The following is a 13,488-nucleotide window of genomic DNA, read 5'->3' on the forward strand; positions in this document are numbered from 1 at the left end:
CCCAGCGGCGTGACCCGCTCAGACGTGCTCGTCGAAAAACGCCCGGAGCCGATCTCGAGTCGCCGGATACCCGCTGGAACTGTGGAGGAAGACGTGGTCCCCGTCGGGGACGATCACACACTCGACGGGCGCGCCCGCCGACTCGAGGACGTCTCGATAGCGCGCGGACTGGGCGGCGGGAACGACCGCGTCGTCGGCGCCGTGGAGGAGCAGCGTCGGTGCCGGCGGATCGTCGGCGGAGACGTGCGTGACCGGCGAGGCCGTCCGTCGCTGGTCCTCGAGCGCCCAGTCGCCATCGCGGGTGCCGAGGCGGTCCGCGAAGTCCTCGCGGGAGTCGGCCGAGAGGTCGAAGTCGTAGATCCCGCTGACACCCCCGACGGCCGCGACCGGCGGAACCTCGTCGGGTCGACTCGCCGGAGGGGGAGTCAACTCGGGATGCGTGCGCGTCAGCGACGCCAGCGCCGCGAGGTGGCCGCCGGCCGAGTGGCCGGCGAGCGCGAGCCGATCGGGATCGCCGCCGTACTCGGCCGCGCGCTCGCCGAGCCAGTCGAGTGCGGCGTGGACGTCGACGATCTGGGACGGAAACGCCGCCTCGTCCGCGAGCCGGTAGCTGCACTCGACGGCGAGCCACCCGGATGCGGCGAAGTCAAGGGCGTATCGCGCGAACTGCCCCGTCGCACCGTCGGTCCAGCCGCCGCCGTAGACGAAGACGACGATCGGACGGTCCGTGCTCGAGGCGTCGTCGGCACTCGACGGACGGTCGCTATCGGAACTCGAGCCGCGACCGGTCGCAGAATCTGGGGTATCACGCGGCCGGTACACGTCGAGGTCGAGCGTCCGACCGCCGTCGGTCTCGCGAAACGGAATCTCGCGGTGGACGAGGACCGTCGGGCCTCGAGCGGTGTCCATCGCATCCATACGGCCCGATCGGGACGAGCGTGCAAAGGCGCTGGGCCGAAAGACGCGACGTCCGGTCGAAAAACGGGGCCGAAGGTCGCTACCGGTCGTCGGCGTGGGAGAAGACGAACTCTCGAACCAGCTTCCCGGCCAGCGACGCGGCCTGCCCGTCGTCGCGATCGTTGACTTCGACGACGTCGAACCCGCTCGCGTGGGGTGCCACCTCGCGGACGATATCGCGCATCTCCCGGGACTCGAGGCCGAACGGCTCCGTCGTCCCCGTCCCCGGCGCGTACGCCGGATCGGCCGCGTCGATATCGACGCTCAGGTAGACGTCCCGATTCTCGAGCCGATCCCCGACCGACCAGTCGGCGGCGGCTTCGGGCGGGACGACGGTCACGTCGTCGGCCGCCGCGCGCCGCCACTCCGCCTCGCTGCCCGTTCGCACGCCGAGGAGGACGACCTCCTCGACGCTCTCGACCTCGAGTAGTCGCCGCATAACGGCGGCGTGGGACAGTTCGTTCCCGTCGTAGGCCTCGTAGAGGTCGAGGTGAGCGTCGAGACAGACCACGGTCTCGGGTTCGACTGCGCGCGCGCCCGCGAGCGAGACGGTGTGTTCGCCGCCCAGCGTCAGCGGGACGGCGTCGTCCCAGACGACGTCGCGTAGCGTCCCGGTGAGGTAGTCGAGATACGCCTCGGCATCGTCCCAGGCGCGGACGTCGCCGCGGTCTTCGACGCCGAGGTCGGAAAAGTGCTGGTCCGTCCGGTGGTCGTAGTCGTCGAACGGCTCCGCAAAAGTTCGAATGCGTCGGGGACCGAAGCGGGTCCCCGGCTGAAAGGTCGTCGATACGTCCAGGGGCGCACCGACGACCACGAAGTTCGCGCCTCCACGGTCGGCCGTTCGGCCTCGCGTGTCGGATTCCTCGCGTCCGTCGGTCGCCCCGGGAAACATTAGACGATCTTTCGCTGGTCTTCCATCTCGAGGTACTCGATGTTCTCGTCGGGGGAGACGTCGACGTCCTCGGGGATGCGCATCGTGAGCGTCTCGTACGTTTCGAGGTCCATGACCTGCATGTCGTTGCCGTCGACGGAGACGACCTGCCCGTTTTTCCGCTCGATAATCGGGACCCAGATCTTCGCGTCGACGGGCTGGGAGAGCGAACGCTTCTTCCCATCGAAGACACCTACGGCCTCGACACGAGCCTTGGCGCTGCCGTGTTTGCCGGGCTTGGCGGTCGAGTAGGCGTTGATCTTACACGCTGCATCGTCGATCATGACGTAGCTTCCTTCCTGGAGTTCGCGAACTTCGGTCTGCTGTTTCGCCATGTCCCGGCGTAATCAACCGACGGCCATAAACCGTTTGGAATGGACGCTGGCGCGAGTTCAGTGTGCTAACACGTCCGAACCGGCCCGAGCGTCCGGTGAGTGGCGCGCGACTCCACCGACGGTCGACGGCAGCGAGACGGCGCGCCTCGAACGGCTCCCCTCGGGCGAAACCACTACTGACCTGACGCGAAATACGGACGATAATGCCCGGTAGCCTCGTCGTCCTCGGTGCCGTCGCCGCGCTCCTCTCCGCTCTCAGCCTCGCCGCGGTCGTTCGGTACCGCCGGCGCACTCGAGCCCAGCGTGCACACGCGAGCGAACTCGACGCCCGACTCGCCGACGCGATGGGACCGGGAGCCGGCACCCACCTCGAGCGGCCGCCGACCGTCCGTCGAATCGCCGTCGTCGACGCATCCAGCGACACCTCGAGCGAGGTCGCGGACGCCGAGCGAGACGACCGACCGGCGTACGTCCCGGTCGTCCGCGTCGACCTCGAGACGAGCGACGCGCCGGGGACGAAGCTCGTTCTGGAGTACGTCGCGGACGTCCTCGAGACGATCCACCCCGAACTCGAGGCGCGCGGCGAACGCGTACGCCACTACGACATCGAGTTCACGTTCGGCCCGGACGGGCTCATCGTGGCGGGGGAGTGTCGACGCGTCTCCGTCGCGCCGGAACTGGCCGATCGGCTGCTCGAGAGCGAGCGATACGGTGCGTCCGAACTCCGGCGTGACGTCGAGCGTGACGATCGAGACGACGACAGTCCGACCACCCTCTGGGGCGACTGTCGGTCGTACCCCGGTCGTTACTAACCGGACGTGTTGCAAACACGTGGACGGCTAGTTGTTCGGACGAGTCCAGTAGCGTCGCCCGGTCGCACGACGTCCTGCTTGATTCGCGAAGGCAGTGATTGTCCGGTACAAGACAACGAGATACCGTGCGCGCATGTTTACTGTTGAGACATCTGCAGGCGAATAGGGAGGTCAACCCAACGGTTTCACCAGGTGGTATATTTTCACTAGATGGCTTTATCATGGTGCTTGCTGGCGTACCACACGGTGTTCATCAATGGTACAAGAATGGACCATCAAGGGAGACTACGTTGAAGCCTGCAACTGCGATGTTGCATGCCAGTGTGTATGGATGGAATCACCGGACGATGACGTCTGTACCGTCTCACTGGCGTGGCATATCGAGGAGGGAAGCTACGGTGATGTCGACCTGAGTGGGGTAGATGTCGGCATGCTCATTTCGACCGATGAGGGGGTCATGTTCGCCCCCGAGACGGAGTGGGACATCGTGTTACTCCTCGACGAGACAGCCACCGACGACCAGCGCGAGGCCCTCGAGGACATCTACTCCGGCCGCGCCGGTGGCATCTGGGCGCCCGTCGCTGACACGCACGTCCGATCCGCCGACGTCACAACCGTTCCGATCAGCTTCTCGCGGGACGGGGCGGACTTCTCCGTCGAGATCGGGGATGCCATCGAAATGGACGCGAGCGGCGCGGTCGGATTCAACGAGGAGGTCGGTACGATCTCCCCTCACCCACTGACGGAGAGTACGGAGGTACAGACTGGGAAGTCAACCACGGCCACCGTCTCCTACGATGACCAGTTCACGTGGGACGTCTCCGGAAACAACGCCTACCTCGGCGACTTCGAATTGGCGAACTCCTGAGGGCGGTAGAACAGCGACATCGTCAATCGATCATGGGGACCCACGACTCGTTCCGGGATCGAATTACCCACCGGCGCATCCCGATTGTCGCGCTCGTTACCTACGTAATCGCGCTGCTCGCGTGGGCAGCAGTCATCGGTCGCTGGCTCCCGATGCCCGGCGGACAGATGGGGATGCAAATGCAGATGTCCGACCCGGGAGCACCGGAGGCGATAGCGCTCTCGAACGGGTTGACTGGTATCAGCCTGTACCTGCTCATGTGGGGGGTGATGATGGTCGCCATGATGTACCCGTCGTCAGTCCCGCTCTTCCGGCTCTACGCCGAGACACTCGAGGGGACGACGGCCGCGGGTAAAGCAACGCGAGTTGGGGCGTTTATCGGGACGTACGCACTCGTTTGGACGGTGACGGGAATCGTCCCGCTTGTTGTCAATGCGCTGGTGCCGGTTGTCAGCCTCGCGAACGCCCACGGCGGGCTCCTGATGGGTGGGTCGTTGCTACTCTTATCGGGGTACCAGCTCTCACCGTACAAATACCGGTGTCTGCGGTATTGTCGGTCACCGCTCGGGTTCCTTCTGGGTCATCACCGGCCGGGGGTGCGTGGTGCCGTCCGGATGAGCTGGCAGTTCAGCGTCTTCTGTGTTGGGTGTTGCTGGGCGCTGTTCGCATTCATGGTGATCGTGGGCTCGATGAATATCGTCTGGATGGCGCTCATCGCGGTTGTGCTTTCGCTCGAACGGACGGTTGCGTGGGGTGAGCGACTGGCGCGTGGGGTCGGTATTCTTGCTGGCACTGGCGGCAGTGTCGTAATCGTGATCTCGTTGGTCTAGGACAGCCTTTCGTCTGATACGCATGCATCCGTAGTGAGCGGATGGGGTACCGGTTTCGGCGCGAACCAAACGGAGTCGTCGTGCTGAACTCATACTCCGTATTCAGCACGCCATTCTCGACAGTGATCCGGGAGTTCGCTCAGATCCTGCAGAATACAGGGCGCGTATCGTTCACCGGCGGGCTGGTCCGTAACGCGTCGCGTCTCTGGTCAGACGATGCATCCTGATCAGAACGTGCAAATGTACCACGAGATGACTCTATGCTACTGTGTCCCATAGTGGTGTGAAGGGGACCATCCTATGGACGAAGCGACACCACCGGATACAGGCACGGAAATGGAAATTCACCGAGCTGTCTCGGATGATGGCACCGAGATAGTCGGACGCGTACACGGACAGGGACCGCCGCTGGTCCTCGTTCCAGGAGCGTTGGGTGACGGAGAGAGGGTCTGGGAGCAGCTGTTGCCGCTGCTCACAGACCGGTTCACCTGCTACGCCATGAGTACGCGGGGCCGGGGGCTGAGCGGCCACAGCACCGACCTCTCGATCGGGCGGCTGGTGCAGGACGTCAAAGCGTTCGCAGAAAGCATCGACGAACCCGTGGGGTTGATGGGGTGGTCGAGCGGTGCCCTGCTCTCGCTCGCTACAGCGGAGAACACCGGCGCGGTCTCCGCCGTTGCCGCCTACGAGCCGCCCGTCTTCGAGGTGATAAGCGAGGACGTCTCCGCACGTATGATGGACGCGATCGGACGCGTAGGTGAGGCAGCGGAGGAGGATCAGTTGGTCGATGCAGCCCGAGCCTGGATCGAGTTCGTCGCCAACGACGACGAACTGGCCGACGCGACGGAATTGGACTTCTTCGAGGCGTTAGCGCCGAACGTCCCGGTCCAACTTCAGGAGTTCGAGCAGGTCTTCGAGTCCGAAGGGACCAGCCCAACCGATCCATCAGAGCTCACCAAAATCTCGGTGCCGGTCCTGCTCTTGCAGGGGACCCGATCGATGCCGGATCCCTGGTTCATCGACAGTGCACACCACGTTACCGAGTACGTGGCCGATATCCACGTCCGCGAGATTGCCGGTGCCGGGCACCTCGGCCCTGTCCTCAAGCCCGAGGCTGTTGCCGACGAACTCGGACGGTTCTTCGCCGCAACACCAGAACCAGTCTGAATCGTCCACGGCGTCTTTCAGTGCGACGGATATCTGTGGATAATCGCGGTAGTCGGTATCCGTCAGTACCGTCAAACCAATACATCCTCTGAGTCGGTAACACCACTCCTGACAGAACCCGAGTAGTTCGAACGACCTATGCTGAACTCAGTATCTCGTACGGTGGTTTTGGCAGTATTCTGGTAGTTCCCCCAGGTGCTTCTGAATATACCGCACGTATCGGTCACAGTGAGTCGATGAACTGGCTCACTACCCGATTGAACCGCTCGGGCTGCTCTATAGGTGGACAGTGGCCGCAGTCTTCGAATAGTTCGAACGTGGCGTCAGGGACGAGGTCTGCAACGTGTCTCACCGCTGCGACGGTCCCCGTTCCCCGTGTTTCGTCCCCGCCAGCGCACACCAACATCGGGACATCGATCTCGGGGAGGACTGCTCGGTAATCACGTGTGAGCGCATCGAACAGGATGGCGCTTTTGATGGGGGTCGGAGTCCGAGACGTCTCGTCGAACTGCAACGTTCTCATCTCCGTGGTGGGGTTTGAGAAGACTTGCTCCGTGAGGCGTTGGATGAAACTCGTCTGATCTTCCTGGACCAGTGCGAGCGTATCTTTCAGTCCCTCCAAGTCGGTGAGTCCGTAGTCGTAATCATCCCACTGAAAACGCGATGCCTCGATATCGACATCAACCAGTCCCCATATCCGCTCCGTGCCGAATTGATCCACGTAGTCCCACGAGACGAACGCACCCATCGACCACCCCACCATGACAACTTCTTCGAGGTCTCGCTGTTCGAGGAACGTGTGAAGATCACGGGCGTACTGCGCGACTGTGTGTCCGAGTTCCGTCTTCTCAGACCGGCCATGCCCTCTGAAATCGACGGCGACTGTGCGGTACTCGTTCGAGAGACTGACTAACTGCGGCTCGAAAAACCTGAGACCGCACATCACGCCGTGAAGAAAAATGATCGGGTGCCCCTCGCCGTGGTCCTCGTAATAGAGGTCTGCCCCGTTACACTGGACGTACGGCATAGCGATGATCGTACGCTGCACTCAATCATAAACCTACGCCACAGGCTAACGAGAGGTGGTGAATACAGCCTCTGTATTTAGCACGCCGTTCTTAGCAGTGATCCGGGAGTTCGCTCAGGTCTTGCTGCAACGCGCAAATGCGGCACGCACCATTGCCCGATCAGAGCAGAGGTAGAATCGGTCAGTAAAGTCCGAACAGGTAATACGGTGGCCAGCCACGGACCGAAAAACCGACCGATGAACCGCGTTACTCGGTCGGTGGTTCAATGACACCGAGTTGCTGCAAGAGCCCGAGTCTATCCGCCACGAGCCACACCTCCGCGATCTTTCCATCATCAACCCTGAACATACCCATAATCGAGTAGGTAACCGTCCTTCCGGTCGGCTCAATCCCGTTGAACTCGCCTTCGTGTGTCCCGGCGACTGTCCATCTGACTCCGACGCTCTCATCGTCGGCGATGATTGCATCAGGTGTCAAGTCAAGGTCGGGAAACGCATCAAAGTGCGTCCATTCTTCCTCTACAACCGCTTCGACACCGTGAATGTTCTCATCACCGAAATGAAGAGTGACGTCACCTGTGTGTAATTCAGTGAAGGCCTCGCGGTCCCGCTCGTTAAGAGCGTCAAATGCTCCCTGTACAACGTCCGTATCGCTCCGGCGTACGGTTGCCATAGATTTCACCCTCGTACTGCGCCCTTCACAACAGGCCTCTTTTTCGACGGAGCTTCACTGTGAGCGCTACTCTGGTTCTACGAAGCTAACCATGATAATTGTTATCATGACCCATATAGAGCACGAAGAACGATAGCTTCGCAGGTCTACTGATCGGCAAATTCAGCGCAGATCGCTCGGAACAAACGAAGTCGTTTTGCTGAATCCATCCTCTATGTTCAGCGGGCCGTTTGTATTAGCCGCTGAGGATCTCGAGGGGCCGACCGATTCAAACCGGCCTGCCACCGGTGCCACCTGAAGAGATTATCCCGCTCGACCACCGAGGACCGATATGCAGTGGTGCGACCAGCCAACGAGAGCATCCGGGAACGAGGGTGTGCGGGCCCGGAGCCGAAACTCGAAGGGGGAAGTGACGTGACCGACGACCCGCTCCCGGCCGAACACCTCTCACCGCTCGCCACGCTCGTCGACGAGGTACTCGCGGGCGTCGGCTACGAGGTGCCGGCCGCCACCGACGCCGTCGACGGCACAGTCCCCGGCTACGGCGGTCTATTCGACCCCGCGACCACCCCGGCCGAGTTGCGTCGCGCGCTCGAGAGCCTGTTGGAGTCCGGACTCACCCGGCCACCTGTCCCCGAGCCGACGAGCGACACGTTCGTCCTCTACGTCGACGGCAGCTCACGCGGCAACCCCGGCCCCGCAGGTGCGGGCGCTGTCATCGTGGACGCTGCGGAGGACCAACTCGCCCGTCTCGGCCGACCCGTCGGCTCCCGGACGGGGAACAACACCGCCGAGTACGTCGCCCTCCAACTCGGGCTCTCCGAACTGTTGGCTCGCTACGAGCCGCGCAGACTGGAAGTGCGCATCGATTCGATGACCGTCATCCGAGACGTCTGGGGTGGCAATGACCCGACGGAACCGGGCGTCGAGACGTACAGCGAGGCCGTTACGGCGGCACTGTCGACCATCCCGGACCACCGGTACACGCATCTGGCCGACAGCGACCCGAACCCCGCCGACGCGCTGGCGACGGTGGGAGCCGATATCGCGGCCTTCGGACCTGGATAGGAGCGTTACGCCGCTTACAATTCGGAATCCCGGCTCCGTTGAAATCCGCAGAAGCGACTAGAAACCACGTGCTGCCCACTCCCTCCGTATCTTGGACGCCGTTTCTGACAAATATCGGATTGTTCAACAGGCTGAGTGATACGCGAATCTCCGCTACTGATCGCCACCGATAGCAAACCAGTCTCTCGGAACGGGGTTCGAGAGCGCACCGCGACTCGAGCGGTGAACAGAGATTTATCCGTCCAGTTCCTCGTCTCACCTATGAGCGAGTCCGCCCCGCAGTCCCCCGAAGACGAGGTTCGAGAAGCGGTGTCGCTGTTTCTCCAGCGGAACTTCCCCCAGATTCAGGCCCACGGCGGTGACTCGTCGATCACCGACGTCGACCTCGAGGAGGGCCGCGTCGAGATCAACCTGAGCGGTGCCTGCAGCGGCTGTGGCGTCAGCCCGATGACGACGCAGGCGATCCAGCGCCGACTTCCGAGCGAGGTCGACGCGATCGACTACGTCTCGGTGACGACCGGATTCGACGGGTTGGGTGAGGGAACCTCGCGCGATATTTCGGACGACGTCCCGTTCTGACTCATCCGGCGAGCGAGTATCCTCCTGAATCGGCAGTCCGCTCACTCCCACGCGGCCGGCCAGACCTCGGCGGCCCGCATCCCCGGCTCGTACTCCTGTTCTCGCAGTTGCTCGCGCAACTCGCTATCCTCGACTCGCGGCACGTCCGTCCGCATCAACTCGCGAACCAGCAGCGCCGTCAACATGGCGTGCTCGCGGAGATTCCGCGGATCGACCTTGTCCCGCGTGTCTGCCGCCGTGTGTCCCCAGCCGCGGCCCCGTTCGGATCCCTCCGGCGGCTCGCTGTGCAGTTGCAGTGCCGGCACCCCGGCCCGCAGGAACGGCCAGTGATCGCTGAACGGGTGCGGATCGGTATCGTGAGCGACCGGCTGTCCCGCCGCGCTCGTCACCTCGCCGGCCAGTTCCTCGAGCGGCTCGGAGCCGTGCGAGAGCGCCTTCAGGTTCCGGAACCGTCCCGCGCCGTCGACGTTGACCACCGCGCGGATCGAGTCGAGATCGAGTTCGTCCGCCATCGCCTCGGCCCCCAAGAGACCGATCTCCTCACAGCCGACGCCGGCCACTCGCACCCGGCACGCGAGTGACTCCTCGATCGCAGACAGGATCGACGTCGCGCCGGCGACGGTCGCGATGCCACAGCCGTTGTCCAGCGCGCCCTCCGTGATGTCGTGGGCGTCGTAGTGGGCGACGACGAGGACCTCCTCGTCCGTCTCCGGCCCCACGGTTCCGTGTACGTTCTGGCTCGAGCCGTCCTGCGTCGAGGCGTCGACGCGGAGCCGAGCGCGAGCCCCGCGCTCGGCGTACTCGGTCAGCCAGTCGTGGGTTTCGGCGCTGACGCCGACGCCGGGGACCGCGGCTTCGCTATCGAACTTCAGTGCGCCCGTCGGCGGTAGCTGCCCCGGCACGTGATTCGCGAAGACGAACGCCTCTGCACCCGCCGCGACCGCGTGGCCGAACTTCTCCATCCGGTGGACGAACCGCTGGCCCGACGGGGTCGTCGTACTCGCGACGGCGATCGCCCCCTGGAGGTCGACGTCCTCGAGTTCCGTCGGCGTCCCGTAGCCGACGTCGACCAGCGGACCCTCGACGTCGCCCGCCGGCGCGTACGGGAGTGCGATCGCCTCGAACGAGCGATCGACGCCCGTGGAACCCGACTCGGAGCCGTCGCGCTTCGGGTTCGCATCGCGCTCCTCGTCTCCGCTGCCGCGAGTCGTCGTCTCGCTTCCCAGGACGGCGAACTCGGTGGTGCCTCGCTCCCAGTACTGCATGGGGAACTCCTGGAGCCGGACGTCCTCGAGGCCGGCGTCGGTCAGTTCCTCGCGAACGATGTCCGCGGCTCGGCGTTCGCTCGGCGAGCCGCCCATTCGGTGCGGGAGTTCGGTCAGTCGCGTCAGCAGTTCCCAGCCTCGATCGTCGCGCCAGGCGCGACCGAGCGCTCGCTCGAGACGCTCGTCGATGATAACCTCGTCGTCCATACCCTGCTGTTCACGCTCGAGTGGCATATTTTGCCGGTCGGATTCAGCGGCGCTGTTTCGTTATGCGTGAAAAGTGAGGCGGTACGATTTTGTGGTGTCCATGCCAAAAATCGACCGCCTCAGCGGGTGTAGCGACTGGATCGATTTGAGTTTTGTGGAGCGAGAGCGGACACCGCGTCAGCTGATGGAGCTCGGTATTCGACTCCATCTTGCTGGCCTCTCGCTTTCGAATACCGTTCGAGAATTAGAGAAATTCGGTGTCGAACGGAGTCGCAAGGCAGTCCACGATTGGGTTCACAAGTGCGATCTACAGCCGGCGGATGACGAGAATCCGAATCACGTTGCGCTCGACGAGACAGTGATTCAACTTGACGAACATCGGTATTGGCTGTTCACTGCTGTCGATCCGGAAACGAACAACATCCTCCAGATACGGCTGTATTCGACGACTACGACCGCGTTGACAGAACGATTTCTGCAGGAACTCACTGAGAAACATGACCTCGATCATGCCGTGTTTCTCGTCGATGGAGCAAAACATCTCCAGACTGTACTCCGTCGATCTGGGCTCCAATTTCGATACGAGAAACTTGGAAATCGGAACGCTGCAGAACGTGTCTTTCGTGAAATAAAACGGCGTACCTCTTCGTTCTCAAACTGTTTCAGTCATGCAAAACCGTCAACAGCAGAATCGTGGCTCCAGGCCTTCGCCGTCTGGCACAATGCGACAAACTAAACACGACCGATTCAGCCGGGGTCGGACGAGTGAGCGGGAGTCGGCGTCGATCACCGTCTCGGTAAGCCCTGCAACGGCTCGACGGTACCCCGACGGGTCGGGTGTGGTGGAACTGTTCTCCTCCGATACCCTTTACCACCTACGTTCCGAAACGCGTGCTATGAGTTCAGTTCCCAAACGCTCCGAGGTCGACGAGGACTATACCTGGGACCTCGAGAGCATCTACGCGTCCGACGACGACTGGGAGGCCGCTTACGAAGCGATCACCGACCGCGTCGACGAACTCGCCGCCTACGAGGGACAGGTTACCGACGACGCCGACACGCTCCTCGAGATCCTCGAGTTGCGCGACGAGATCATGCGCGAGGTGTCGATGGTCGCGTCCTACGCCCGAATGCGTCGCGACGAGGACACGACGAATCAGCAGTATCAGGCCCTGACCGCTCGCGCGCAGTCGCTCGCATCCGACGCCCACTCCGCGGCCTCGTTTATCGATCCCGAACTGCAGGAACTGACCCGCGAGGAGTTCGAGGCGATGGCCGACGAGGAACCGGCCCTCGAGACCTACGACCACTACGTGGACGACGTCCTCCGGATGAAGCCCCACACCCGGTCGGCGGAAGTCGAGGAACTGCTCGCCGAACTGGGCGAGGTCACGGGTGCGACGGGCGAAGTGTACAACATGCTTGCGAACGCCGATATGGCGTTCCCCACGGTCGAGGATTCCGACGGTGACGCCGTCGAGATCACACAGAGCAACTTCGTCAACCTGCTCAAACGGCCGGATCGGGACTTCCGCCGGACCGTCCACGAGGAGTACTACGACGAGTGGGAAACCCTCCGGAACACGGTCGCGTCCGCGTACAAGAACAGCGTCAAGGCCGACGTCAAGACGGCGCAGGCGCGCAACTACGACACGGCTCGCGAGGCCGCCCTCGACGGTCCCAACGTCCCCGTCGACGTCTACGACACGCTCGTCGACAGCGTCCACGAGAACATCGACAAGCTCCACCACCACGCCGAACTCAAGCGACAGGCGCTCGAGGTCGAGGAGCTCCAGATGTGGGACGTCTACATGCCTCTGACCGGCGACGAGGGGCCGGATCTCGAGTACGATCAGGCCGCCGAGTACGTCGTCGACTCGCTGGCGCCGCTCGGCGAGGCGTACAAGTCCCGCGTCGCCGAGGGCCTCGAGTCCCGCTGGGTCGACGTCTACGAGAACGAGGGCAAGCAGTCCGGCGCGTACTCGGGCGGCACCTACGACACCCAGCCGTTCATCCTGATGAACTATCAGGACGATATCTCCTCGATGTACACGCTGGCCCACGAACTCGGCCACTCGATGCACTCCGAACTGACGAAAGACGAACAGCCCTTCGTCTACTCGAACTACGAGATCTTCGTGGCCGAGGTCGCGAGTACGGTCAACGAGGCCCTGCTGACGAGCCACCTCCTCGAGACCGTCGACGACCCCGAGTTCAAGAAACACGTCCTGAACGAGTTCCTCGAGCGCGTTCGCTCGACGCTCTACCGCCAGACGCTCTTCGCGGAGTTCGAGCACGAGGCCCACGAACTCGAGGAGAACGGCGAACCGCTCACCGCGGGCCGACTGGACGACCTCTATCGCGGACTGAAAGCGGAGTACTACGAACCCGCCGTCGTCGACGACCGCATCGCCCGCGAGTGGATGCGCATCCCTCACTTCTACCGGGCGTTCTACGTCTACCAGTACGCGACCGGCATCTCCGCCGCGCTGGCCATCGTCGACGACGTCCTCCCGAACGGTGCGGGCGGCGAGCCGAACCGCGACGCGGCCGAGGACTACCTCGAGTTCCTCCGGCGCGGCTCTCGGGAGTACCCCCTCGAACTGCTGCGCATCGCCGGCGTCGACATGAGCACCTCCGAGCCGATCGATCGGGCGCTCGAGAGCTACGGCCAGCGACTCGAAGAGATGGACGCGCTGCTCGAGTAACGACCCCTCGATCGCTCACTGGGTCCCCGTATATCGAGGGTTCCGCCACGCTGTACGAACA

At 63.2% G+C, this 13,488-nt stretch carries 14 protein-coding genes; 8 read left to right on the forward strand and 6 right to left on the reverse strand.

Features of this window, described 5'->3' with window-relative positions; genetic code table 11:
• Nucleotides 1-18 precede the first annotated feature (18 nt).
• The 3 genes from ACSFC7_RS23930 to ACSFC7_RS23940 form a co-directional block, all read right to left on the reverse strand.
• Nucleotides 19-918: an alpha/beta hydrolase gene (locus ACSFC7_RS23930; protein ID WP_436345587.1), complete on the reverse strand. Its 900-nt coding sequence runs from the start codon at nt 916-918 to the stop codon at nt 19-21.
• 79 nt (nt 919-997) lie between these two features.
• Nucleotides 998-1,849, reverse strand: coding sequence for an agmatinase (gene speB / locus ACSFC7_RS23935; protein WP_436345589.1), 852 nt, complete (start codon nt 1,847-1,849; stop codon nt 998-1,000).
• Nucleotides 1,849-2,223 carry a translation initiation factor IF-5A gene (locus ACSFC7_RS23940; RefSeq protein ID WP_436345591.1) on the reverse strand — a complete coding sequence of 125 codons (375 nt, stop codon included), beginning with the start codon at nt 2,221-2,223 and terminating at the stop codon, nt 1,849-1,851. The genes speB and ACSFC7_RS23940 overlap by 1 nt, the downstream gene beginning before the upstream one ends.
• A gap of 203 nt (nt 2,224-2,426) precedes the next feature.
• Here ACSFC7_RS23940 and ACSFC7_RS23945 point away from each other — a divergent pair, with 203 nt between their 5' ends.
• The 4 genes from ACSFC7_RS23945 (at nt 2,427) to ACSFC7_RS23960 (ending at nt 5,900) form a co-directional block, all read left to right on the forward strand.
• Nucleotides 2,427-3,035, forward strand: coding sequence for a hypothetical protein (locus ACSFC7_RS23945; RefSeq protein ID WP_436345593.1), 609 nt, complete (start codon nt 2,427-2,429; stop codon nt 3,033-3,035).
• A gap of 256 nt (nt 3,036-3,291) precedes the next feature.
• A complete protein-coding gene (locus ACSFC7_RS23950; protein WP_436345595.1) occupies nt 3,292-3,903 on the forward strand; it encodes a DUF1326 domain-containing protein in 612 nt (203 codons plus the stop codon).
• A gap of 32 nt (nt 3,904-3,935) precedes the next feature.
• The gene (locus ACSFC7_RS23955; protein ID WP_436345597.1) at nt 3,936-4,733 is read left to right on the forward strand and encodes a DUF2182 domain-containing protein; all 798 of its coding nucleotides are present in this window, start codon (nt 3,936-3,938) and stop codon (nt 4,731-4,733) included.
• A 336-nt stretch (nt 4,734-5,069) separates the two neighbouring features.
• Nucleotides 5,070-5,900, forward strand: a complete 831-nt coding sequence (locus tag ACSFC7_RS23960) for an alpha/beta fold hydrolase (protein WP_436345599.1) — start codon at nt 5,070-5,072, stop codon at nt 5,898-5,900.
• 223 nt (nt 5,901-6,123) lie between these two features.
• Here ACSFC7_RS23960 and ACSFC7_RS23965 read toward each other — a convergent pair whose 3' ends face one another.
• The gene (locus ACSFC7_RS23965; RefSeq protein ID WP_436345600.1) at nt 6,124-6,927 is read right to left on the reverse strand and encodes an alpha/beta fold hydrolase; all 804 of its coding nucleotides are present in this window, start codon (nt 6,925-6,927) and stop codon (nt 6,124-6,126) included.
• 247 nt (nt 6,928-7,174) lie between these two features.
• On the reverse strand, nt 7,175-7,600 hold the full coding sequence (locus tag ACSFC7_RS23970; protein WP_436345601.1) for an ester cyclase: 426 nt from the start codon (nt 7,598-7,600) through the stop codon (nt 7,175-7,177).
• A gap of 414 nt (nt 7,601-8,014) precedes the next feature.
• On the opposite strand from ACSFC7_RS23970, the gene ACSFC7_RS23975 reads away from it, so the two are divergent.
• Entirely contained in the window at nt 8,015-8,668 is a 654-nt protein-coding gene (locus ACSFC7_RS23975; RefSeq protein WP_436348031.1) for a ribonuclease HI family protein, read from the forward strand.
• Nucleotides 8,669-8,929: 261 nt separating this feature from the next.
• On the forward strand, nt 8,930-9,247 hold the full coding sequence (locus tag ACSFC7_RS23980; RefSeq protein ID WP_436345603.1) for a NifU family protein: 318 nt from the start codon (nt 8,930-8,932) through the stop codon (nt 9,245-9,247).
• Between the two features lie 41 nt (nt 9,248-9,288).
• Here ACSFC7_RS23980 and ACSFC7_RS23985 read toward each other — a convergent pair whose 3' ends face one another.
• Nucleotides 9,289-10,746, reverse strand: coding sequence for a M28 family peptidase (locus tag ACSFC7_RS23985; protein ID WP_436345605.1), 1,458 nt, complete (start codon nt 10,744-10,746; stop codon nt 9,289-9,291).
• 73 nt (nt 10,747-10,819) lie between these two features.
• Here ACSFC7_RS23985 and ACSFC7_RS23990 point away from each other — a divergent pair, with 73 nt between their 5' ends.
• Nucleotides 10,820-11,455, forward strand: a complete 636-nt coding sequence (locus ACSFC7_RS23990) for an IS6 family transposase (RefSeq protein ID WP_436345606.1) — start codon at nt 10,820-10,822, stop codon at nt 11,453-11,455.
• Nucleotides 11,456-11,615: 160 nt separating this feature from the next.
• Nucleotides 11,616-13,427, forward strand: coding sequence for an oligoendopeptidase F (gene pepF, locus ACSFC7_RS23995; protein ID WP_436345608.1), 1,812 nt, complete (start codon nt 11,616-11,618; stop codon nt 13,425-13,427).
• The last annotated feature ends 61 nt before the right edge of the window (nt 13,428-13,488 follow it).

Source organism: Natronorubrum halobium (genome assembly GCF_051351675.1).
Classification (GTDB): domain Archaea; phylum Halobacteriota; class Halobacteria; order Halobacteriales; family Natrialbaceae; genus Natronorubrum.